This window comes from Bifidobacterium olomucense, assembly GCF_012932375.1.
Lineage (GTDB): Bacteria > Actinomycetota > Actinomycetes > Actinomycetales > Bifidobacteriaceae > Bifidobacterium > Bifidobacterium olomucense.
In genome coordinates, this window is record NZ_JAAIIG010000003.1 from 184,186 (window position 1) to 206,170 (window position 21,985).

Annotated in this window: 21 protein-coding genes and 6 tRNA genes; 3 read left to right on the forward strand and 24 right to left on the reverse strand. The window is 53.9% G+C overall.

Annotated features, from left to right (window positions below; translation table 11 throughout):
• From G1C97_RS04525 to G1C97_RS04545, 5 genes are all read right to left on the reverse strand, one after another.
• Positions 1–639, reverse strand: a complete 639-nt coding sequence (locus tag G1C97_RS04525) for a MerR family transcriptional regulator (RefSeq protein ID WP_169240745.1) — start codon at positions 637–639, stop codon at positions 1–3.
• Between the two features lie 93 nt (positions 640–732).
• Positions 733–1,176, reverse strand: a complete 444-nt coding sequence (locus G1C97_RS04530) for an FHA domain-containing protein (RefSeq protein WP_100495735.1) — start codon at positions 1,174–1,176, stop codon at positions 733–735.
• Between the two features lie 146 nt (positions 1,177–1,322).
• A tRNA-Pro gene (locus tag G1C97_RS04535) sits at positions 1,323–1,396 on the reverse strand.
• 58 nt (positions 1,397–1,454) lie between these two features.
• Positions 1,455–3,593, reverse strand: coding sequence for a bifunctional cytidylate kinase/GTPase Der (gene der / locus G1C97_RS04540; protein WP_169240746.1), 2,139 nt, complete (start codon positions 3,591–3,593; stop codon positions 1,455–1,457).
• Positions 3,590–4,360 (reverse strand): pseudouridine synthase, encoded by a 771-nt coding sequence (locus tag G1C97_RS04545; protein WP_169240747.1) that lies wholly within the window; start codon positions 4,358–4,360, stop codon positions 3,590–3,592. Before G1C97_RS04545 ends, der begins: the two co-directional genes overlap by 4 nt.
• Before the next feature lie 189 nt (positions 4,361–4,549).
• Between G1C97_RS04545 and G1C97_RS04550 the strand changes: the two genes are divergently transcribed.
• The gene (locus G1C97_RS04550; protein ID WP_169240748.1) at positions 4,550–5,533 is read left to right on the forward strand and encodes an MIP/aquaporin family protein; all 984 of its coding nucleotides are present in this window, start codon (positions 4,550–4,552) and stop codon (positions 5,531–5,533) included.
• Here G1C97_RS04550 and G1C97_RS12430 read toward each other — a convergent pair.
• The 18 genes from G1C97_RS12430 to G1C97_RS04640 form a co-directional block, all read right to left on the reverse strand.
• The gene (locus tag G1C97_RS12430; protein WP_335341327.1) at positions 5,435–5,734 is read right to left on the reverse strand and encodes a DUF3017 domain-containing protein; all 300 of its coding nucleotides are present in this window, start codon (positions 5,732–5,734) and stop codon (positions 5,435–5,437) included. The two genes, G1C97_RS04550 and G1C97_RS12430, sit on opposite strands and share 99 nt — an antisense overlap.
• 95 nt (positions 5,735–5,829) lie before the next feature.
• Positions 5,830–7,467 carry a bifunctional phosphoribosylaminoimidazolecarboxamide formyltransferase/IMP cyclohydrolase gene (purH, locus tag G1C97_RS04560; RefSeq protein ID WP_240951007.1) on the reverse strand — a complete coding sequence of 546 codons (1,638 nt, stop codon included), beginning with the start codon at positions 7,465–7,467 and terminating at the stop codon, positions 5,830–5,832.
• Positions 7,464–8,810: a cell division protein PerM gene (locus G1C97_RS04565; protein WP_470287752.1), complete on the reverse strand. Its 1,347-nt coding sequence runs from the start codon at positions 8,808–8,810 to the stop codon at positions 7,464–7,466. Before G1C97_RS04565 ends, purH begins: the two co-directional genes overlap by 4 nt.
• Positions 8,811–9,722, reverse strand: a complete 912-nt coding sequence (sucD, locus tag G1C97_RS04570) for a succinate--CoA ligase subunit alpha (protein WP_205832524.1) — start codon at positions 9,720–9,722, stop codon at positions 8,811–8,813. It abuts the gene before it with no gap.
• Positions 9,722–10,924, reverse strand: a complete 1,203-nt coding sequence (gene sucC, locus G1C97_RS04575) for an ADP-forming succinate--CoA ligase subunit beta (RefSeq protein WP_169240750.1) — start codon at positions 10,922–10,924, stop codon at positions 9,722–9,724. Before sucC ends, sucD begins: the two co-directional genes overlap by 1 nt.
• Positions 10,925–11,015: 91 nt before the next feature.
• The gene (locus tag G1C97_RS04580; RefSeq protein WP_169240751.1) at positions 11,016–11,597 is read right to left on the reverse strand and encodes an adenine phosphoribosyltransferase; all 582 of its coding nucleotides are present in this window, start codon (positions 11,595–11,597) and stop codon (positions 11,016–11,018) included.
• Between the two features lie 85 nt (positions 11,598–11,682).
• Complete coding sequence (locus G1C97_RS04585; RefSeq protein ID WP_169240898.1) at positions 11,683–12,075, reverse strand: preprotein translocase subunit YajC; 393 nt, start codon at positions 12,073–12,075, stop codon at positions 11,683–11,685.
• A gap of 92 nt (positions 12,076–12,167) precedes the next feature.
• Positions 12,168–13,232 (reverse strand): Holliday junction branch migration DNA helicase RuvB, encoded by a 1,065-nt coding sequence (gene ruvB, locus G1C97_RS04590; protein WP_169240752.1) that lies wholly within the window; start codon positions 13,230–13,232, stop codon positions 12,168–12,170.
• Complete coding sequence (gene ruvA, locus G1C97_RS04595) at positions 13,232–13,861, reverse strand: Holliday junction branch migration protein RuvA (protein WP_169240753.1); 630 nt, start codon at positions 13,859–13,861, stop codon at positions 13,232–13,234. The genes ruvB and ruvA overlap by 1 nt, the downstream gene beginning before the upstream one ends.
• An 89-nt stretch (positions 13,862–13,950) precedes the next feature.
• The gene (gene ruvC, locus G1C97_RS04600) at positions 13,951–14,535 is read right to left on the reverse strand and encodes a crossover junction endodeoxyribonuclease RuvC (protein WP_100495800.1); all 585 of its coding nucleotides are present in this window, start codon (positions 14,533–14,535) and stop codon (positions 13,951–13,953) included.
• Between the two features lie 6 nt (positions 14,536–14,541).
• Positions 14,542–15,297, reverse strand: coding sequence for a YebC/PmpR family DNA-binding transcriptional regulator (locus G1C97_RS04605; RefSeq protein ID WP_100495801.1), 756 nt, complete (start codon positions 15,295–15,297; stop codon positions 14,542–14,544).
• A 142-nt stretch (positions 15,298–15,439) separates the two neighbouring features.
• Positions 15,440–16,027 carry an HIT family protein gene (locus G1C97_RS04610; protein WP_169240754.1) on the reverse strand — a complete coding sequence of 196 codons (588 nt, stop codon included), beginning with the start codon at positions 16,025–16,027 and terminating at the stop codon, positions 15,440–15,442.
• Positions 16,028–16,170: 143 nt separating this feature from the next.
• The gene (gene thrS / locus G1C97_RS04615) at positions 16,171–18,204 is read right to left on the reverse strand and encodes a threonine--tRNA ligase (protein WP_169240755.1); all 2,034 of its coding nucleotides are present in this window, start codon (positions 18,202–18,204) and stop codon (positions 16,171–16,173) included.
• Between the two features lie 146 nt (positions 18,205–18,350).
• Positions 18,351–18,426 (reverse strand) — tRNA-Gly (locus G1C97_RS04620).
• A gap of 31 nt (positions 18,427–18,457) precedes the next feature.
• Positions 18,458–18,530 (reverse strand) — tRNA-Val (locus G1C97_RS04625).
• Between the two features lie 46 nt (positions 18,531–18,576).
• Positions 18,577–18,648, reverse strand: a tRNA-Val gene (locus G1C97_RS04630).
• A gap of 39 nt (positions 18,649–18,687) precedes the next feature.
• Positions 18,688–18,758, reverse strand: a tRNA-Cys gene (locus G1C97_RS04635).
• Positions 18,759–18,785: 27 nt separating this feature from the next.
• A tRNA-Gly gene (locus tag G1C97_RS04640) sits at positions 18,786–18,858 on the reverse strand.
• Positions 18,859–19,064: 206 nt separating this feature from the next.
• On the opposite strand from G1C97_RS04640, the gene G1C97_RS04645 reads away from it, so the two are divergent.
• Positions 19,065–19,901 (forward strand): PAC2 family protein, encoded by an 837-nt coding sequence (locus G1C97_RS04645; RefSeq protein ID WP_169240756.1) that lies wholly within the window; start codon positions 19,065–19,067, stop codon positions 19,899–19,901.
• Positions 19,902–20,054: 153 nt separating this feature from the next.
• Here G1C97_RS04645 and G1C97_RS04650 read toward each other — a convergent pair whose 3' ends face one another.
• On the reverse strand, positions 20,055–20,972 hold the full coding sequence (locus tag G1C97_RS04650) for an undecaprenyl-diphosphate phosphatase (RefSeq protein WP_169240757.1): 918 nt from the start codon (positions 20,970–20,972) through the stop codon (positions 20,055–20,057).
• A gap of 146 nt (positions 20,973–21,118) precedes the next feature.
• Here G1C97_RS04650 and G1C97_RS04655 point away from each other — a divergent pair, with 146 nt between their 5' ends.
• Positions 21,119–21,910, forward strand: coding sequence for a fructosamine kinase family protein (locus tag G1C97_RS04655; protein ID WP_169240758.1), 792 nt, complete (start codon positions 21,119–21,121; stop codon positions 21,908–21,910).
• Positions 21,911–21,985: the final 75 nt, after the last annotated feature.

Sequence of the window (21,985 nt, forward strand, 5' to 3'; positions counted from 1 at the left end):
TCAGTCGTAAGATTCTTTGCGCTGCAATCGTTGCGCTTCAATCTTTTTCCGCATACGCATGGCGGTAAGTTCATCGATTGGTCGTACAGTTCGTCCAGTTGATGGCTGATTCTTAAGATCTACATAATCCTCATGATCCAGAGCAACTGCGATCTGATGCCAAAGCGATCCCACGGAAACCGCAAATACCGCTTTGCCACTACGCAACAGTTCAAGCATTTGTTCACTCGTCGTGCATTCATGCACTGTTTGGCCATCACACATAATGGTTACATCGGCCAACTGCGCTGTAGTTCGTTGGGTAAGGAAGCCAATGGCTGCAGTGACGTTTTGAAGGTTTACGCCAGCATCAAGCAACTTTTTTGAAACGGCAAGAATAACCACATCTTTAAATGAATACAGCCGGCGAGATCCTGAACCATGGGATGGATTAATGGACGGCTCCACGATTTGTTTACGTGCCCAATAATCCAGTTGACGATAGGTTATACCGGCTATTTTCGAGGCGACAGTCCCCCGATATCCGCGTGTGATTTCTTCAATGTCAGGACTTGAAAACAATTCCCCTTGAATTGCACCGTCATTGAGATTCGTGCGTTCCACGAGAGGAACATGTAAAGACAAATGAGTCTGTTCCATATCCCTCTCCCCTGCACTCATTGTTCATTCTGCATCGACTACTACGGCAAAAGGAAACAGACTGCCGTGGTAATTTCTACATTCCAACGATGGTTACCGTGAAATAATGGCGGATTTAGTAAAGAAGACGAGCCGGAATTTACCGATCATAATTTCATCGCCATTCTTCAATGCGACTTGGTCCACACGCTGACGGTTAACGTACGTACCGTTCAAGCTACCTGCATCAACCACGTAGAAAGTACCGTTAACTCTACGGAACACCGCATGTTGACGAGACACCGTAGAATCATCCAGCAAAATATCTGCCCGAGGATCGCGCCCCACGGTGATTTCATCTTCGTCAAGCAAATAACGGGAACCAGATACCGCTCCCCTAGCGGAAATGAGCAGAGCCGTTCCCTCAGACAACCTGGTAATCGTATCCAAGTCCTCTTGCGTAAGCGGACGATCACCGGTAGTGGTAATGGGCAATACATTAATTGCAGGCAGACCAATGATGGTGGTTTCACCTGCGCTTGGAATCGGATCAGTCATAATCTCTTATTCTACCTACTCCCCTGATTTTTTTCCGCATCATTCTGCAGAAACGCCAGAATTTGTGGAATTCGCCTCGTGCAACAGGTACAGGAAAAAACAAATATAACGAAAAACCCGGAACCACAAAGGTTCCGGGTTAATTGTCGGGCCGGCGGGATTTGAACCCGCGACCCCTTGACCCCCAGTCAAGTGCGCTACCAAACTGCGCTACGGCCCGATGTTGCAAAAGCAACATTTGGATAGACTACCGTAAAGGCCGCTGGAGTCAAAATCAATCAGCGTGTCGCCTTCTTTTGCTTCTTTTCTCGAATATTCACCGAAATCTGGATCGGTGTACCTTCAAAGCCGAATTCCTCGCGCAACGATCGTTCGATATATCGACGATAACCATGCTCCAGAAAACCAGTCGCAAAGATAACGAATCGTGGTGGACGAGTGGATGCTTGTGTGGCAAACAATATACGAGGTTGCTTGCCACCACGCAATGGGTGCGGATGGGCTGCCTGGATCTTGCCGAGGAAAGCATTGAGCTTTCCAGTAGGAATACGCTGATCCCAGGATTCCAGAGCGGAGCGCATTGCATTGGCCAGACGATTGGTATGCCAGCCCGTCTTGGCGGACAGATTCACTCGCTGCGCCCATGTCACACGGTCGAATTCGGTAATCCACAAACGCTCCAGACGCTGTTTGTCGAACTCGTCCATTGCGTCCCACTTATTGAAGACAAGCACAATTGCGCGTCCTGCATCCACTGCCGTGGACATGACTTTCAAATCCTGATCGGAGATCGGCTGAGAAGCATCAAACAGAATCAGGGCCAGCTCGGAACGCTCAATGGCAGCCTGCGTACGCAGCGACGAGTAATACTCCGCACCTTTGAGCTTATGCTGGCGGCGCTTGATGCCGGCGGTATCGATGAACAGCCAGTCCTCGCCATCAATATCAATGATCTCGTCGACCGGGTCACGCGTAGTGCCTGCCAAGTCATTGACCACGGAACGTTCTTCTCGTGCCAGCTGATTCAGCAGAGAGGATTTGCCTACATTGGGGCGACCGACCAAAGCCACGCGTCGCAGACTGGAAGGAGTCAGAAAACCAGAGGTCTTCTCGGCCTTCCTTAGCTTGTCAAGCGCAGCATCCAGCAAGTCACCGACGCCTCTGCCATGCATGGCGGAAACCGAATACGGCTCCCCCAAACCCAGCTTCCAGAATTCGGCCGCAAGATACTCGCTGGCCTGATCATCGATCTTGTTAACCGCCAAGGTCACCGGTTTGCCGGAGGCGCGCAACAGTTTGACTATGCGTTCATCCGTGGAAGTCAGACCTACCTGTCCGTCTACCACAAACACCACGGCATCAGCAAGCTGAACAGCCACCTGTGCCTGCGAAGCGATAGCTGATTCAATGCCTTCCACATCGGCTTCCCAGCCGCCCGTATCGACTAGCTTGAAATCAGTACCAGCCCATTCCGCATCATAGCTGACACGATCGCGGGTCACACCGGGCGTATCTTCCACGACGGCGGCGCGACGTCCGAGAATACGGTTCACCAACGAAGATTTGCCCACATTCGGACGTCCGACAATCGCCAGAACACCTACAGGCTTAGGACCGAACTGGCGACCGCTTTCCGTAAAGTCACGGCCGGAAATCAGCGCCTCATCGCCTTCGTCAAGCTCATAACCTTCCAGGTTGGCTGCATATTGTTCATACTCCTGATTCTCGATGGCTTCTTCCACCAAGCCGATCAGTACATCAAGTGTATGCTCGAAATCCATATCCGAATTGTCTATGGTGGTAACTCCGTCAGCAGCGGTCATAAAACTGGTGACCTTGGAATCCGCCTTATCTCGGGCGGCTACATCCTCAACGCCGACTCCCTTGACAGCCTGCCCGGTGCGTCGTGCCTGACGCACCTCCTCACGGGCGGTCAGCAGTACTCGAACCTCGGCATCCGGCGCCACCACGGTGGTGATGTCACGCCCTTCAGCCACGATACCGAGTCCTTCAGAGAATGAGTCGGCAGATGCCTCTCGCGCAATATACGCACGCTGCGCGGCAATAAGGACATTGCGCACGGGAATGACATTCGAGACTTTGGACACGTGAGAGGAAACCTCAGACGATCGAATCGCTTCGGAAATATCCTCACCATCGGCGTATACCTTGGGGGCAGACGGATCTACCGAAATATCAAAATGATCACCGGTGAAGAACTCTCCCACGGTTTCGGTAACGATCCGCTCATCAATGGTCTCGGCATCAAGATCAATGCCCTGTTTCATGCACCACCATGCGCAGGCTCGGTACATGGCACCGGTATCCAGATACGCATAACCGAAATATTTCGCCAGCGACTTGGCAGTAGACGATTTGCCGACGCCGGCAGGACCGTCAATGGCTACACGAATCACAGACCAACCTCCTTGGACAGCGAACGAACTTCGGTCTGGGAGAGTACGCGGTACGAGCCGGACTTCAGATCACCGAGTTTAATCGGCCCGATTTGCGTACGTACCAATCGCTTCACCGGGAATCCGATCGAACCGAAAATACGACGCACGATACGGTTCTTGCCCGAATGCAGTACGACTTTAATCAACGTTACGTCACGGGAAGAATCGATGATGGCACAATGATCCAACTTGATCCATCCGTCATCGAGCTGGACTCCGGTATTTACCAGACGCCGGCATACGGTACCGGAGATGCGCCCTTCCAAGGTCGCGATATAGGTCTTCTCCACCTCATACTTCGGGTGCATGACGTGCTGCGACAATTCACCGTCATTGGTCATAAGAATAAGGCCTTCTGAATCGTAATCCAGACGACCCATATGGAAAATGCGCTCGTACTTGTCCCCTACGATATCTCGCAGTGTGTAACGTCCCTTCGGATCCTCCATAGCGGAAAGCACCTTGCGGGGCTTGTTGAGCGCCAGCGTTACATGGTTCGGATTAATCCGAACACGTGAACCGTCTACACGAATCTGCTGCCTTTTCGGATCGACGCGAGTGCCGAGCTCGGTAACCAGCTCACCATCCACTTCGACACGACCATCGGTAATCATGTCCTCACACTTGCGGCGGGAACCGAAACCAGCCTGAGCGAGCAGTTTCTGCAAACGAATGGAATTGGAATCATCATGCGCCTTAGCAGCGCGAGAATATGCGTTTGGCATCGTTCTCCCAACGTGGCCAGACAGGGAATCCTGTCGATGTGTGCAATATGGTTCTGTATTGTTGGTGAAACTGGTTGTTCCCAGCGAATTCCAACGTTTCCATAATACCGCAGAGGCGGACTACTGGTAGACTGACACCGTTTGCGTGGAGGCACCCCGCCTTCCGGCAATTGACAAAAAGGAATAATCATGGAAGAAACCAAGCAAATGCCGTTGGCGTTGCGAGCATGCGCCGAACTCGCCGGCAGCTTCTTGCTGTGCTTTGCTGTTTATGCTTTCTCGACATGGGGCTCTGCCGTATTCGGCATCAATATCGTGTTCTTCGCCTTGGCCACCGGCCTAGCTTACGCGGTAGTTACCGCCATATTCTCCCGTATTTCCGGTGGACAACTCAATCCAGCCATCACCGTCGCCGCGGTATTGTCCTCGAAGACCCGAGCTGTGGATGGCCTGCTGTATGTAGTGGCGCAAGTGCTAGGTGCTGTCGCTGCTGGTTTCGCAGTGGTCAAGTTGCTGCCTACCTCCGAACAGGTGACTGCCAAGGTGTGGCTGACTCCGGCTGTGAACGGATTTGAAAAAGGCTCTGTGGCATACTCAGTATTATCTCAGTACGGCATTACGTTCTCGGTGACGTTGGCGATTGTCGTTGAAACTGTCGCCAGCTTGATCGTAGTATCCGCTGCCATGTCCACACTGGGCGAGCACGGTGAATCATCTGATCGACATGCAACAACCATGGGTCTTGCCTATGGGCTGGCTGCCGCAATGAGTTATACGGTAACCGGTGCTGGTCTCAATCCTGCACGTTCTACCGGCATTGCGTTAGCCGCCATAAACCAAGGACTTGACCAGAATCCGGTCCAGCAGTTATGGGTGTTCTGGATCAGCCCGATTCTTGCCGCTGCAGTTGTGTCATTGGCGATGATCATCGTGCAGATGGCCACCACAGCCAAACCGAATGCTTCGGACGAAGCAGTGAATGCTGAAGTCACCGAAGATGCCGTTCGTGGCAACTCCGAAGAGACCGAAGACGGTGTATTCTTCGACCAATCAGCTGCACAGGATGATGCTCGTTCAGATCAAAAAGCTGTTGAGCAGACCGAAGAAACTGAAGTACGTGATCAGCAATCCGACTCCCAAAGCGATGCCGATGAAGGAGTCAAACGCGACTGAACGGACCTTCCATGGGCTGTGGTCGCGCAGTATCAGACGGATAAGTCCAGTCATTATGGCCGTCACGGCGATAACCACCGTGGCGGCCATCGTATATCCACAGACAGCAAGCAGCGTGGCGGCAATGATGACGCCGAGAACAATCCACTCGAACCAAGGTTTGCCTTCGTGAGCTTCAGATACATAGGGATGATTATGCATAATGCTGCTTTCCTGTGAGATCGGGCATATATGAATATATGACAGGGCTCCCCCTCGCAAGAGGGAGAGCCGATTATACGATGATTGAATAACGATCAGTGGAAGAAGTGGCGAGTGCCGGTCAGGTACATCGTCACACCAGCATTCTTGGCCGCATCAATAACCTCTTCATCGCGAATCGAGCCTCCGGGCTGGACAATCGCTTTGACGCCTGCGTCGATAAGCACCTGAGCACCATCGGCAAACGGGAAGAATGCATCAGAAGCAGCCACTGAACCGGCGGCACGGTCAACACCGTCGGCCAACGTATTGGCACGCTCGACTGCCAGATGGCAGGAGTCGACACGATTGACCTGTCCCATGCCGATGCCGACTGTGGCCTGATCGTGGGCCAACAGAATGGCATTGGACTTGACACAACGAATCGCGCGCCATGCAAATACCAAATCCTTCAGAGTTTCGGCATCCGCCGCCTCACCGGCAACCAGCTTCCACGCATCCGGATCATCGCCCACCGCGTTAATCAGATCCGTATCCTGCACCAGTAGGCCGCCATCGATCTGGCGAATAGCCTCGTGACCCTTTGGCGGTTCGGCCACCTTTAGGATACGCAGATTCTTTTTCTTGGTCTGCAGCAGTTCCAATGCGGCAGGCTCATAGTCGGGAGCGACAATAACCTCCGTGAAGATGGGACGTACGCTTTCAGCCATCTCTAGTGTCACGGTGGAATTGCATGCGATCACACCGCCATAGGCGCTCATCGGATCGCAGGCATGAGCTTTCTTGTGAGCTTCCGCCGCAGTAGCGCCAATGGCCAGACCGCATGGATTGTTGTGCTTGACTACTGCCACCGCAATTGAAGGAGCCATGTCCCAGACCGTGCGCCATGCAGCATCGGCATCAACGTAGTTGTTATAGCTCATCGGCTTTCCGCCAAGCTGCTGCGCGTGTGCAAAGCCGGTCTGATTGAGCGGATCAACGTACAGGGCCGCCTGCTGATGGGAATTCTCGCCGTAGCGCAGCGTATGCGCACGATCCCATGTACGGGTGAATTGTGCGGGGAACTTAGCCGTATCGACTTCACTGCCTTGATCGTCGTGGTCGATTTCCGCTGTAGCCAACGTATCCGGCTTGGGCCAGTGCTTGGCAGTCCACTCGTTGATAGTGGCGTCATAGGCTGCGGTGTGCGCGAAAGCCTTGGCAGCCAACCATTTGCGTTCCGCCAAGGAGAAGCCGGTGCCATCGGCGACCCGGGACGCAACCAAGGCATAGTCATTCGGATCAGTGACAATGGCTACGGTGGCGTGGTTCTTGGCGGCGCCGCGAACCATGGACGGCCCACCGATATCAATCTTCTCGATGGTATCCGCTTCGTTCGCTCCGCTTCGTACCGTATCGGCGAACGGGTACAGATTGACTACCACGAGATCAAACGGCTTAATACCAAATTCCTCAAGCTGCTTGGCATGTTCAGGATTGGTCATATCAGCCAAAATGCCGGCATGGATGTAGGGATGCAGCGTCTTGACACGTCCGTCCAAACATTCGGGGAATCCAGTGACATCGGATACCTCGGTTACCTTGACTCCCAGTTCCGCCAGCTTCTTGGCAGTAGAGCCTGTGGATACGACTTCGGTACCCGCCTTCACAAAAGCCTCGGCGAGCACTTCGATGCCTTCCTTATGGAAGACGGAAACCAGTGCACGACGTATCGGCCGGTTTGTGGTTGTCATTCCTGTTCCTCCTTGGATTGTGGGGATTGAGATACGATGGTGCGCCGCTCCGTTGTTCCGTTTTTGTGTGGGATATTTCCGGAACGGGGATTCCTGATCCTCTCAGTTATCCAGACTATCGAAAAAACAAGTGCCGTGCTAATCAACGCCACGAGCCACGCAATACTCAGTCCGATAGCTGTCGCATGTCCTACAGCCCTTGTAGAAGCCATTACGTTGACGCCGACCTGTGCAAGCCGTTGTTCGCCTAGTGAGCCATTGGACAATGCGAACAACGTAGTGAATGCCAAAGAAATGAGTCCTGCGGCTAAGCAGAACGAAGCGATCGGGTATGCCAGATCCGCCACCAGTGAGGAACGGCTTTCGACATGGCGAACGTTGATAGGCCGATAGCGGAAGCCCTGCGGTATGAACAAGGTCAGCAATCCGACGATGCAGGAGATAGTGAGGGGAGCTGCCAACGCCGCCATGCGCCACATGTCATTGGATATAGGTTCGGGGAATATGGCAAACAGCGGAACCGCCGGTAGCCCATTGGATTGTCCGACCCACAACGTGAAATTGGCCAAATCGCCTATAGCAAATCCCGCGCCAAACAACCATGAAACGGCCCACAGTGCGAGATTTGGCAGCCAGATAAGCATAGCCAAGCTAGTGGTGATACGAGATCCGGTCTCCATACCGGACATGCTAAAGACAGAAAAGACCGCAGCATGATTCAGCACGGCCCATACCACCACAGTGATCAAACCGACAGCCAAATATACACCGGCAAGGACTGCGGCTATCAACACTCCGATGTTCAAACTATGCCGAATTCGGATTGGAACATGCTGGCGATACCAATGCAAACAATTCTTCATCAATTTGCTATATGGGAAGGTGGCACCTGCAAATCCGAGAGAGAAAATAAGCGCCGCTTTACCGAGCACAAGCCATTGATCATCGACAAGACCTACACTGACACCGCTTCGCATGAACTCATTCATTGCCAACCAGGTAATCAACCCAGCCGCATACACATGGACATTGGTTTTCCTGCAACGCGACACGACTGCACCAATTAGCCAGATCAACATAATGGTAAGCAGCAACGGCGTGATGGTAAGTGTGATGGAACCGGTTTTGAAGCCGGAGCCTTCACTGAGCAACACCACAGCTAGAGTCAGCCCATACGTGGCATTAGTAAGGTTGGAGCTGCCCTCTTCCATTGAGATGACCAATAGCATCAGAGCTATATAGCAACCCACTGCAATGGCATAGATAGCCATGGATGCGAATGCCGCGCAGACACCTCGCATCCATTGACGAATCATTGTTTTCATACGGTCGGTGAACTGCACTTACGCGATATTGGCCTTGTCGAGCACGTCGCGCATAAGTTGCGCCGCCTGTCCTGGCGTTTTGCCGACCGGAATTCCAGCGGCTTCGAGGGCATTCTTCTTATCCTGAGCAGTACCCTTGCCTCCGGAGACAATCGCGCCGGCATGACCCATCTGCTTGCCTTCAGGGGCAGTGAAGCCCGCAATGTAGGCCACGACCGGCTTGGTCATATGTTCTTTAGCCCAAGCCGCTGCCTCTTGCTCTGCAAAACCACCAATTTCGCCGATCATCATCACAGCCTTGGTGTTCGGATCTGCCTCAAAAGCCTCAAGAGCTTCCAGCAACGTGGTACCGACAATAGGATCACCGCCGGCACCCAAGCATGCAGTAAAACCAATATCCGAAAGTTCACCCATAAGCTGATAGGTCAGCGTACCGGATTTGGAAACCAAGCCTAACGGGCCGCGGCCGACAATGCCATCAGGAATAATGCCGAGATTGACTCCAGGATCACCCAGCGTGATAAGCCCCGGGCAGTTCGGCCCGATGATACGTACGCCTTTCTGCAGCGCCAGTTCTACGAAATAGGCAGAATCGGCGACAGGAATACCTTCGGTGATAACTACCACCAGTTCTATTCCAGCTTCAACAGCCTCGACTACTGCGTCTTTGGCAAAGCGAGGCGGTACAAAGACCACACTGGCCTTGGCGCCCGTAGCGTTGCGAGCTTCGGAACAAGTGGCGAACACCGGAATATCTGCATCCTTCTCACCCTTGGCACCGGGGAAGGTGACGGTGGCTCCCGCCTTGCGGGGGTTTACACCGCCGACGATGTTGGTGCCGGCCCTTAGCATGCGTGCAGTATGGGTCATGCCCTGATGGCCAGTCATGCCCTGAACGATTACTGGGGCACCGTCTTCAATGAACAGCATCAGCGAACCTCCTTGGAACCGACGGCCTCAGCGGCAAGCTGGGCGGCTTTCTGTGCAGCACCTTCCATGGTCTGAGACACATGGATGATCGGATTGTTGGCTTCAGCCAGAATATGCAGACCTTCTGCCGCAGCGTTGCCATCGAAACGGACCACAATCGGTTTTGAGCTACCAAGCGTCTTGACGGCTTCCAAAATACCATTGGCAACTTCCACGCAAGAAGTGATACCGCCATAGACATTAATGAACACCGATTCGACCTGCGGATCGGACAATACAATCTCAAGGCTGCCAGCCATTACAGCCGCAGACGCACCGCCGCCGATATCCAAGAAATTAGCAGGTTTGATACCGGTTCCCTGCTCCTCGCCTGCACCAGAAACAGCATCCAAGGAGCTCATGACCAGTCCTGCGCCGTTACCGATTACACCGACCTCGCCACGCAGATGCACATAGTGCAAGCCATGTTCACGGGCTTTCTGCTCGAACGGATCAGGAACAATTGGATCCACGAAACGTGTCCAACCGCCATGACGGAATGCGGCATTATCATCAAGCGAGATCTTCGCATCTAAGGCGCACAGCTGCTTGGTGGATTCGTCATCCGGGTCACCGATTTTGGCCAACGGGTTGATCTCCACAAGCGTTGCATCGTTCTCTTTGAAGCATCGCCACATTTTGAGTAGAATCTGAGCTGCCTGATCTACATCAGCATGATAGAAACCAATGCTCTCTGCCATTTTAGTGGCAGCTTCAAGGTCAAAATCGCCGAGCGCTTCAATATGCAGACGCTTGACCGATTCCGGATGTTCCTTGGCGATCTCTTCCACTTCCGTGCCGCCATTGGCGGTAGCAAGCACGTCAAAATCACGAGAGGTACGGTCCACAGAGATCGACACATAGTACTCATGCAGAATATTCTTGGCTTCAGCTACAAGCACGCCAGAGACTTTGTGTCCGTGAATGGTCATCGGCAAAATGGCCTCGGATTCGAGAATGGCCTCATCGCGGTTGTGAGCAATTTTCACGCCGCCGGCCTGACCACGATGTCCAATCTTCACCTGCGCCTTAATCACGCAAGGATAACCGATTTTGTCCGCCGCCTCGGCCACTTCATGTGAGTTCTGTGCGAAGATGGCACCCGGGGTGGGGATGTCCTGTTCCTCAAGCAGCTCGCGTGCCTGGTATTCGTAAAGGTCCATGGATCCTTCCCTGACTAAATAATGGTCCGGCATGTAACTGTACACAGTACATGCCGGACCATGACAATACAACGCGCGTTCGTGAGACAGCTCACGCAGGCATGGAGACCAACGAGCTGGTGGGCGCGCCGCCAAGCTTGTCAATACCGTCAAGTCCGTCGAGACGCATCACGAAACTGAAGCCAGCCACTTTGCCCCCGGCTTTCTCTATGAGATCTGCACCGGCTTTGGCCGTGCCGCCGGTTGCGATGAGGTCATCCACAATAAGCACTCGCTCGCCATGCGCCACGGCTTCGGTCTCGATCTCCACGCTGGCGGTGCCGTATTCGAGATCATAGGATTCACCGATAGTTTCAGGCGGCAGTTTGCCAGCCTTCCGAATGGCGATGAATCCTTTGCCCAACCGTGAAGCGAGCGTAGGACCGAACAGGAATCCACGGGATTCCAGACCAGCAATAGCATCGAATTCATCCGCGGGAACCGGCAAAGCCTCTTCGAGTGCCTGAAGCAGAATCTTCAGCCCCCTCGGATCGGCAAGCACCGGCATAAAATCGCGGAAGATAATACCTTCCTTAGGGAAACCTGGCACAGAACGAATCAGAGATACCAGATATTCGGCGTTCTCCTGACCGACCTTGCCTAATGCGTCGATAGTGATATCCGACTGCGTCATATATTCGTCCTCAGAATAAGGTTGCTTACGGGTATTTGACGTGGCTTTCTGGTTCATACACATGGACGCGTATGAACCAGAAAGCCTACTTCGCTTCGGGTTCGTCCGTTTCGTTGCCCTTTGCAGCACTCTCAATCGGAACCTGAGCTGCCTCATCTTCAGTGGCGGCATCTTTCTCTTCGGATAGAGGGTTGCCGTTTTCGTCTACTTCGTCATCGGAAACATAAGCCGGACGAGTGTACTCGCGAGCGATGGCATTAAAAGCGAAACGCATTTTGGAGCCTTCAGAGTCGATCACAATCTCCTCATACTGCTCATCAACTTCCACGACCTTGCCAATTACCTGACCAATAGTAATGACTTCGGTGCCGGGCTGCAGATTGCGACGGAAATCCTGACGCTCCTGCTGCTGCTGCTTGGATTTCTTGGACTGCCACCACATCATGCCGCCGATGACCACGACCATGACAATGAGCATCAAGTAGGAAGAATCCACGGGATAAACTCCTTCAGATCAACGGTCATGTCCGGAAAATGGCACACGACCGGATTATGCAAACAGTCAGAAGTTTAGAAGGTCTTGCTGACATCGCTCGTAGGCGTCAGCCCCAGATGCTGCCAAGCTTTCTCAGTCGCGACACGGCCTTTGGGCGTACGCATCAGGAATCCCTCTCGTACGAGATACGGTTCGCAAACGGTTTCCACCGTCTCGGATTCCTCACCGACCATGGCGGCGAGATTATTAAGACCAACCGGGCCGCCACCAAAATTACGCACAATAGCGTTAAGCACTGCAAGATCAAGTCGGTCGAGACCTTCCGAATCAATCTGGTAGAGGGCCAAGGCCTCCTTGACATCATCGGGGCGCACCATGATGAGATCATGGACAATGGCCCAATCACGCACACGGCGCAACAATCGATTAGCGATACGCGGGGTGCCACGAGAACGCAGGGCAAGCTCGTGAGCAGAGCCGTCGTCCAGATTCACGCCCAGCACATTTGCGGATCGCTCGATAAGTTTTTCCAGCTCCTCCTGTGGATAGAAGTCAAGATGTGCAGTGAAACCGAAGCGTGCGCGCAATGGACTCGGCAGCATTCCTTCACGCGTAGTTGCCCCGATCACGGTGAATCGCGGCAATGTCAGTGGAATCGAGCTGGCACCCGGACCTTTTCCCACCATGACATCCACACGAAAATCCTCCATGGCAATGTATAGCAATTCTTCGGCGGCACGTGGCAAACGATGAATCTCATCAATGAACAATACTTCACCGGTGTCCAACGAGCTCAGGATAGAGGCAAGATCACCGGCATGTTGCACAGCAGGACCGGAAGTCACACGAATCGGAACTTCCAATTCGTTGGCGACGATCATGGCCAATGTGGTCTTGCCAAGTCCGGGAGGACCTGCAAGCAGAATATGGTCCGGCGGCACGTCTCTCTTGCGGGCCGCATCAAGGAACAGCTGCAACTGAGCTTTAAGCCTCGGTTGCCCGATGAAACCATCCAGTACATGCGGACGCAGCTCCTCATCACTCACCGGCTCATTGCCAATAGGCGATGACGAGACCATGCGTAACGATTCTTCGTTGGCACCAGTGTTGGAAGTGCCGTAGGTCATATCATCATTCATCAGCGACCTCTATCCATCAGCGCCAAGGCGAAACGCAACACACGCGGCACATCATCCGACGTCAGAGGAGTGTTGATGTCATTGTCGTTGATGGCCTCGTTGACAGCCTGCTGCGCATCCTGCTGGCGCCATCCCAATGACATCAGACCCTCGACAACCTGCTTCATCCCGGTATCGACTGCAGATACGGTCACACCCTGCTCAGCAGATATGTTGCCTTCTATCTGGCTTAGATCGATAGATCCCTTCAATTCGAGGATAATCTTCTGAGCGCCCTTCTTGCCTAGACCTGGTGCTTTGGCGAGGGCCGCAGCATCATTATCTGCAATGGCATGGGCTAATTGCACCGGCGTTAAGGTGGATAGCAACGACTGTGCCACTTTGGGACCGATGCCAGACACTTTGATGAGTTGCAAGAAGGTTTTTTTGGCGTCCTTATCCAAGAACCCATGCAGCGTAATGGCATCCTGAGAGAGATTCATGTAGGTGTAGACACGCGTCTCTTGACCTGAATGCAATCGACTCAGATCCGTGGAGGACATGCGGACTTCATAACCCACTCCCCCAACGTTGACCAACGCGGTATCGGCCTCCACCGATTCAACCCGCCCGAACAGCATGCCGATCATGGCTCACTCCTTGCATCAATCTCCTGTGGATGGCAATAACCGCACAGAGCGCCAGACCACACCACACTCGAACAACTGTTCGAATTATACTACATGCCGCGGTCGTGGTTGATACGTCGTCGCGTCATATGCTGTGCGGCTTCGGCCCATTGACGTTGGGCAGGAGTCAGATGCTGTTCGCGCTCCCCGCCTTGCAAGGCCCCTGCCGGGCGCAAGGCATGGCAGATGGCCAAGGCAAGTGCATCAGCCGCGTCGGCTGGCGTAGGCATTTTCGTCAGGTTCAAAATACGTGTCACCATACGTTCCACTTGAATCTTTTGAGCCTGTCCGTTGCCGGTGATGGCAAGCTTCGCCTCTGTAGGCGTATGTAGGGCAACCGGAATATTTCGCTGCGCTGCAGCCAGCATGGCAAGCCCTGCGGCTTGTGCAGTGCCAAGCACCGTGTTGCGATTGGATTGCGCGAAAACACGTTCGATGGACACACTGTCTGGTGCGAATCGATCCATTTTTTCCGCCAAACCGTTATAGATAGCCAACAGGCGCAAATCCTGCGATATATCAGGAGAGGAACGCACCACATCCACGTGAATAAACGAAAGCCGGCGATGTTCGCCGGCTTCGATCACGCCGACCCCGCAGCGTGTCAGCCCGGGATCGACGCCAAGGATAATCACTGGGAATTACTCCTCGTCAAGCTGGGCCATGACCTCGTCGGAGGCAGTCCAGTTGGAATAGATATTCTGCACATCGTCCAGATCATCGAGCTTGTCGATAAGGTTCGACACCTTGCGGGCGTCCTCAAGGCTCAGCTCCACCTCATTCTTCGGCTGCATGACCTGATCGGCGGAATCGTAGTCAAAACCGGCATCCTGCAGGGCCTTGCGCACGGTGAACAGATCAGACGGGCCGGTAATGACGGTGAAGACCTCACCATCGTCGGTCACATCTTCCGCACCGGCTTCGGCAGCAACTTCAAAGAGCTTATCGAAGTCCACACCCTCGGACGGAACGACGATCTGTCCCTTGCGCTCGAAGTTGAAGGACACGGAACCGGAAGTAGCCAGAGATCCATTGCCCTTGGTCAGGGTGGAACGCACTTCGGCGGCAGCACGGTTGCGGTTATCGGTCAAGCATTCGATGATGAGGCCAACACCTGCAGGGGCATAGCCCTCGTATACGATGTCCTCATAGTTGGCGGCACCATCTTCGGCACCGGAACCACGCTTAACGGCGCGGGCAATGTTGTCGGCCGGCATGGAAGCCTTCTTGGCCTTGTAGATGGCATCGTACAGGGACGGGTTGCCATCCGGATCACCACCGCCAAGGCGGGCGGCGATTTCAATGTTCTTGATGAGCTTGGCGAAGAGCTTGCCGCGCTTGGCGTCGATAGCGGCCTTCTTGTGCTTGGTGGTCGCCCACTTGGAATGACCTGACATTAATGCTCCTAGCAATTAGACGGATGATGTCAAACGGAATGATTGTAGGCCTGTAATCAGACATCGTCTGTTCACGGCTACGGTCTTCCACTTACTTATGCGTTTTTATAGAGATTATCGAAAAATGTTGACCGATATGAAACTAAGCCATAGGCAACTTGAATTGAGGAGCCAGACGTGCGAACGCCTCGGCATAGGCACGACGCTGATCGGACAACAGAATCGGCATGGTGCGGGTCTGCGCGACGATAGGCATGAAATTCGCGTCGCCGTTCCAACGAGGCACTACATGCTGGTGCAGATGTGCGGCGACACCGGCCCCAGCTATCTCGCCCTGATTGATGCCGATATTGTATCCGTCCGGGTGAGAAACGGTTTCCATGACTTTCATGGCAAGGGTCGTGGCTTTCTCGAATTCGAACAGCTCGGCGTCGTCCAGTTCGGTGATGAATCCGACATGACGGTAGGGGCAAATCATCAGGTGCCCGACATTGTACGGATATAGATTCATGATGGCGAAAACATGTGTGCCACGCCAAGCGATCAGACCGTCCTCATCAGATTTATTTGGTCCTGCGCAGAACGGGCATTCCTTGGCTTTTGGCTTCGTGGGACGGTCCTCGTCATTACGCAGCACGTATGTCATACGCTGTGGAGTCCACAAACGTTCAACAGTGTCTTCCTGAGGTGGGAAATCAGCCGGATTATCGACTCGTATAGTCTCGGTCATGAAGGCGCTCTCCTTTCCGGAATCGATGTTCATCTTTTGATCGGTTCGCTCATCGACAAACTGAGGGGAGCCAGCAGCAAATGTCTGGACTCCCCCTCAGTTCTTCGGTCTCGACGACTCGCTCTAGAGTCGGGCGATTATCGTCAGTCTTCGACTGCGGCGTTGAAATCGTCTGCGGAATTCACCTGAACCCGCTTCTTGATCACGGTGAGAATCTGCTCACGAGCCTTGTCGACCGGCACACCGTTGAGCTGGCTTCCATCGCGGAAGCGGAAGCTCACGGCATTGTTATTCATATCCTCCTCGCCGACGATGAGGATGAACGGCACCTTGGACTTAGAAGCATTGCGGATCTTCTTGCCGAAACGGTCGTCGGAGTAATCGATCTCACAACGGACCATTTCATCCTCAAGCGACTTGACGAAACCAGCCAGATGCGGAGCGAACTCGTCCGCCACCGGCACGCCAAGCACCTGTACCGGAGCAAGCCACGCCGGGAACGCGCCGGCGTAGTGTTCCAGCAGCACGGCGAAGAAACGCTCGATGGAGCCGAACAGAGCACGGTGAATCATCACCGGGCGCTGGTGGGTGCCGTCCTTCGCAATGTACTCAAGCTGGAAACGCTCAGGCAGATTGAAATCAAGCTGGATGGTCGAGACCTGCCAAGTACGGCCGATGGCATCGCGGGCCTGCACGGAGATCTTCGGGCCGTAGAAGGCGGCACCACCCGGATCGGCAACGAGGTCAAGGTGAGATGCCTCGGCGACCTCACGCAACGTGTTGGTAGCCTCCTCCCAGATCTCATCGGAACCGACATACTTGTTCGGATCCTTGGTGGAAAGCTCCAAGTAGAAGTCGGACAGACCGAAATCGCGCAGAACCTTAAGCACGAAGGTGAGCAGGTTGGTCAGTTCGTCCTTCATCTGCTCACGGGTGCAGTAGATGTGGGAATCATCCTGAGTAAGGCCACGCACGCGGGTCAGGCCGTGGACCTCGCCGGACTTCTCGTAGCGGTACACGGTGCCGAACTCGAAGAGGCGCAGCGGCAGCTCACGGTAGGAGCGCTGGCGCGACTTGAAGATCAGGTTGTGCATCGGGCAGTTCATTGGCTTGAGGTAGTAGTCTGCGCCCGGCTTGGTGATGTTGCCCTCGGCGTCCTTCTCCTCGTCCAGGTGCATCGGCGGGTACATGCCATCCTTGTACCAGTGCAGGTGGCCGGAGGTCTCGTACAGGCCGCCTTTGGTGATGTGCGGGGTCTGGACGAAGCTGTAGTGGTACTTGCGATGCATCTCGCGGGAGTAGTCCTCCATCGCGTTGATCACTGCTGCGCCCTTCGGATGGAATACGGCCAGACCGGGGCCAATCTCATCCGGGAAGGAGAACAGGTCCATCTCGGCACCGAGCTTACGATGGTCACGCTTGGCGGCCTCCTCCAAACGGGTCTGGTAGGCCTTAAGATCTTCCTTGGTGGCCCATGCGGTGCCGTAGATGCGCTGCATGGTAGGGTTCTTTTCGGAACCGCGCCAGTAGGCGGCTGCGGAGCGCTCGATCTTGAAGGCCTTGATGAAGCGGGTGTTCGGCAGGTGCGGACCGCGGCACAGGTCCTTCCAGACAGTATTGCCGTCGCGGTCCACGTTGTCGTAGAAGCTAAGCTCCTTCTCGGCGATCTCGGTGGCGGCGGCCGGATCGAGGTGCGCCTCCTTGTCCTTGATGAGCTCGATCTTGAAAGGCTGATCGGACTCTTCGGCCAAAGCCTCATCCTCGGTCACCACGCGACGGCGGAAGGACTGGGAGGACTTGATGATGTGCTGCATGCGCTTTTCGATCTCCTTGAGATCGTCCGGCGTGAAAGGCTTGTCCACCTGGAAGTCGTAGTAGAAACCGTCCTTGATCACAGGACCCACGCCCAGCTTGGCGTCCGGGTAGATTTCCTGCACAGCCTGAGCCATAACATGCGTAGCTGAGTGACGCATGATCGCGAGGCCGTCCTCGGAGTCGAGGGCGATCGGCATCACGGAGTCACCGTCAGCAAGCGGCGTATAAAGATCACGGTTTTCGCCGTTGATCTTGACGGCGATGATGTTCTTGTCATCAGCGAACAGCTCGACGCCGGTGGTGGTTGCTTCCACCTCCTTCGCTTCGCCGTTGACCGTAATGGAGATGGAGCTTAACGCCATGATATGTCCTTTGCTATCGGGGTCCGCGTTACTAATGTGCAGGCCTGGACTGATAATCAACAGTGGACACGATAGGCACTGCGTCAGACAAACGCATGAGTGAATCGCAACAATACAGAAAGACCTCGCCAAAGCGAGGTCTGAAGTGGAGCGGACAACGGGACTCGAACCCGCGGTCTCAACCTTGGCAAGGTTGCGCTTTACCAACTAAGCTATGTCCGCAAAGGATTCCGCCGTGAGAAGCGGATTCCAGTGGGCGATGTAGGAATCGAACCTACGACCCCTTCGGTGTGAACGAAGTGCGCTAGCCGCTGCGCCAATCGCCCGATGAAATCGGTATTCAGTTATGTACAACGAGACTTCCATCTCTTGTGGGCGATACAAGATTCGAACTTGTGACCCCTTCCGTGTCAGGGAAGTGCGCTACCTCTGCGCCAACCGCCCGGTCCTAGTCAATACATTGATTTACATCAACGTCCTGAGAGGTGGGTACGAGAGTCGAACTCGTCTATACGGCTTTGCAGGCCGCTGCCTAACCGCTTGGCTAACCCACCGTAAGGTCTGTCAACTCAAGGACCTAGAGCGGACAACGGGACTCGAACCCGCGGTCTCAACCTTGGCAAGGTTGCGCTTTACCAACTAAGCTATGTCCGCATGTACTCAGCTCGGTTATCCTCGCCGAAGCACGAGTGATTACTATACTCGTCTATCCGCAATTCGTCTAATCCGGCGTGTCGTGATTATTCTACATGCCCCGTTCATGCCCTGTTCCGTCATTTATTCTTTTCCATCTTCAGCTTGCGCTCGCTGATGGCTAAAGCTGAAGATGCGACCGCTTACGGCACGATACCCTAGGAACTATGAGTGAAGAGTCGAATATGACGCAGCCGGTGATGATCGCCGCATTCGAAGGATGGAATGATGCCTGTCAGGCGGCCACGAATGTCGTCCGATATCTGGTGGGACACTATGAGTCTCGTGAGATTAGACATATCGATTGCGACGGCTTCTATGACTATCAGATAGCCCGACCGATGCTGTGTCATGTATCCGGAAGAGCAAATCTCGTCTGGCCGCAAACCACGTTCTACGACATCACGTTGGATGCCGGACGTCACCTGTATGCGCAGATAGCTCCTGAGCCCAATTACCATTGGAAGGAATATTGTTCCCAAAGCTTGCGTATCGCCGAGGAACTCGATGCGACGAAGGTGATTACCTTGGGATCCATGTTCTCCGATTGTCCGCATACCCGTCCGTTGCCAATCGCCGTAAGCGATGGCGAATGCCAGTGTGAATGTGACCGCGAATACAACGGTCCTGTGGGAATTCCCACCATTTTGGACTGGTCGGCGTCCGACGCAGGATTCGACCATACGTCTATGTGGGTATCCATTCCGCAATATCTCGGTAGCGACGATTGCGCAGCAGGAACAATACGCTTGTTAGACGCGTTAGGGAAACACATCGGCTATACATTTGACGTGTCCGCTCTGAAACGGAGAGCGGAGCAATGGAAGACTCAAGCATCCGCGCTGGTACGATGCAACGATCAATTACGTGAATACGTTAAACATTTGGAGCGCGAATATGACCTCAAGCGTCAAGCAGAGAAAGATGCGGGGGTAGGCACTCCGCAATGCGAGCAACTGGTCCGTGAGGCCGAGGAATTTCTACGGCAGATGGGCGATGAGTGATCGTATTTTGCGTTCCGAGACCGTCGGATCGCAAAACTGGCCTACTGCCATTACTTGATTCTGTTTGGATGCGAATCAGACCCTTCTCATAACAATGAGGCGTGTCTCCCTGTTTTGCGGAGACACGCCTCATGCGATGTGTCGGTAAATTCCTTATGCGGCAGCGGCCACGGACGGATCAATAGCGGGCAGTACTCCGGCAATAAGCAGCAGAGCCACCACGACGGCCAATCCGATTCGATAGATGGCGAAAGCCTTGTAGGAGAAGGTGGAAACGAATTTCAGGAATCCGATGATGACCACATATCCCACAAAGAAAGCCACGAAGGTCGCCGCAATCGTAGGAATCCATCCGGGGAATGCGCCGATCGCGGTGCATGCAGCGGCATCCCCGGCAGAGCACGCATTGACATCCTTCACAGCGGACACGGATTCCAGTATTCCAGCACCGAACACCGCCGGAATGGCCATGAGGAAGCTGACACGCACAGCGGCTTCACGGGTGTAGCCCATCGCTCGGCCGAAAGTGATTGTGCCGCCGGAACGGGATACGCCAGGAATGAGTGCCAGCATCTGGCCGATACCGAAGAACAAGGCGTCCTTCCATGTCATTTGGTTCATGGTTTTCACCTGCTTGGCACGCGCATCGAAAACCCATAGGAGTATGCCGAACACAATCAGTACGGTTACCGTAATCCACAGGTTTCTCAGTGTCGTCTCAATAGCATCCTTGAACAACAGACCGGCGATGAGAATCGGCATGGTGCCGATGATGATGAACCATCCCATCTGCGTATCCGGGTTGTGTGCGCCCAGTCGGCTTTTAAGATCCTTGCCTTCTTTGCCAAATAGGGAACCGAACCAAGAACCGAGAATGCGAATAATGTCACGACGGTAATAGAGAATCACGGCAAGCTCGGTGCCCAACTGAATGATAGCCGTGAACGCGGCACCCGGATCCTTACCGATCATCAAGTCGCCGATAATGCGAATATGAGCGCTGGATGAAACAGGCAGATATTCGGTAAGCGCCTGAACCAATCCCATGAACAACGCCTGGAAGAAATTCATAACCCCTCGCGTTTTTCCTTATAGATATATGTGTTTTATAACGATGAACACCCTACCCACAGGGGTGTAAAACAACACTAAGTTTTACGGGCATATATGATCTCTACAATGGAACCGGCAATGGTTCCAATAAGGATGGAGCGACTATGGCTATTTATCGCAAAAGCAGGGCGTTCGCCCCGCAGGGATTCTTCGAATGCGAAGGTCGCGGTCTGCAGTGGCTTGGACAAGCTCATGCACAAGGTGGCCCACGTGTGGTTCAGGTATATGACTGGGGCAAAGATCATCTGAATATCGAACGAGTGAGCGCATCCTCCCCTACGGCACAAGCCGCTTATGATTTTGGTGTGGCTTTGGCCCATATGCATGACGCCGGCGCCGATTACTTTGGCTCTGCGCCAGCCGGCTATAACGGCACATGCTATTTCGGCCCGCTGCAGGATCCGGTGAAAATGGATACCGGCACTTGGACCGATCCTATTTCCTATTTTGCCGATGGACGATTGCGTCCGATGGTTGAGCTTGGTGTCCGACGCGGAGAACTCGACCAACGAGACATCGAATTGACTGAACGGGTCATCGAAGCGCTGCCGGATATCATGGGACGTGCGGCAGATGACAAGCCGGCACGTATCCACGGTGATCTGTGGAGCGGCAATGTGATGTGGACCGCTGATAGCGGACATACTGAAGCCGTACTCATTGATCCGGCGGCCCATGGAGGTCATCGAGAAGAGGATCTGGCTATGCTGCACCTGTTCGGGATGAGTTACCTGACGCAGATTATCGAGGGATATCAATCCGCGCATCCGCTGAAAGCAGGATGGAAGGATCGCATCACCCTTTGGCAGCTCTACCCCATTGCCGGACATTGCGTGTTCTTCGGCGGTGGATATGTGAACGAATATCGTTCCATGTGCCGTTCATTACTGAAATAAGAAGCAAGCATCAGATAGATAAAAAATGGCTGTGGTCCTTACTGCAGAAAAGTAAGGACCACAGCCATTTTCAAT

Coding starts and splice junctions, on each gene's coding strand:
- G1C97_RS04525 (WP_169240745.1), bottom strand. CDS start 639: ATGGAACAGACTCATTTGTCTTTACATGTTCCTCTCGTGGAACGCACG.
- G1C97_RS04530 (WP_100495735.1), bottom strand. CDS start 1,176: ATGACTGATCCGATTCCAAGCGCAGGTGAAACCACCATCATTGGTCTG.
- G1C97_RS04545 (WP_169240747.1), bottom strand. CDS start 4,360: ATGCCAAACGCATATTCTCGCGCTGCTAAGGCGCATGATGATTCCAAT.
- G1C97_RS04550 (WP_169240748.1), top strand. CDS start 4,550: ATGGAAGAAACCAAGCAAATGCCGTTGGCGTTGCGAGCATGCGCCGAA.
- G1C97_RS12430 (WP_335341327.1), bottom strand. CDS start 5,734: ATGCATAATCATCCCTATGTATCTGAAGCTCACGAAGGCAAACCTTGG.
- purH (WP_240951007.1), bottom strand. CDS start 7,467: ATGACAACCACAAACCGGCCGATACGTCGTGCACTGGTTTCCGTCTTC.
- sucD (WP_205832524.1), bottom strand. CDS start 9,722: ATGCTGTTCATTGAAGACGGTGCCCCAGTAATCGTTCAGGGCATGACT.
- sucC (WP_169240750.1), bottom strand. CDS start 10,924: ATGGACCTTTACGAATACCAGGCACGCGAGCTGCTTGAGGAACAGGAC.
- G1C97_RS04580 (WP_169240751.1), bottom strand. CDS start 11,597: ATGACGCAGTCGGATATCACTATCGACGCATTAGGCAAGGTCGGTCAG.
- G1C97_RS04585 (WP_169240898.1), bottom strand. CDS start 12,075: ATGCTCATTGTCATGGTCGTGGTCATCGGCGGCATGATGTGGTGGCAG.
- ruvB (WP_169240752.1), bottom strand. CDS start 13,232: ATGAATGATGATATGACCTACGGCACTTCCAACACTGGTGCCAACGAA.
- ruvA (WP_169240753.1), bottom strand. CDS start 13,861: ATGATCGGCATGCTGTTCGGGCGGGTTGAATCGGTGGAGGCCGATACC.
- G1C97_RS04605 (WP_100495801.1), bottom strand. CDS start 15,297: ATGTCAGGTCATTCCAAGTGGGCGACCACCAAGCACAAGAAGGCCGCT.
- G1C97_RS04610 (WP_169240754.1), bottom strand. CDS start 16,027: ATGACCGAGACTATACGAGTCGATAATCCGGCTGATTTCCCACCTCAG.
- thrS (WP_169240755.1), bottom strand. CDS start 18,204: ATGGCGTTAAGCTCCATCTCCATTACGGTCAACGGCGAAGCGAAGGAG.
- G1C97_RS04645 (WP_169240756.1), top strand. CDS start 19,065: ATGAGTGAAGAGTCGAATATGACGCAGCCGGTGATGATCGCCGCATTC.
- G1C97_RS04650 (WP_169240757.1), bottom strand. CDS start 20,972: ATGAATTTCTTCCAGGCGTTGTTCATGGGATTGGTTCAGGCGCTTACC.
- G1C97_RS04655 (WP_169240758.1), top strand. CDS start 21,119: ATGGCTATTTATCGCAAAAGCAGGGCGTTCGCCCCGCAGGGATTCTTC.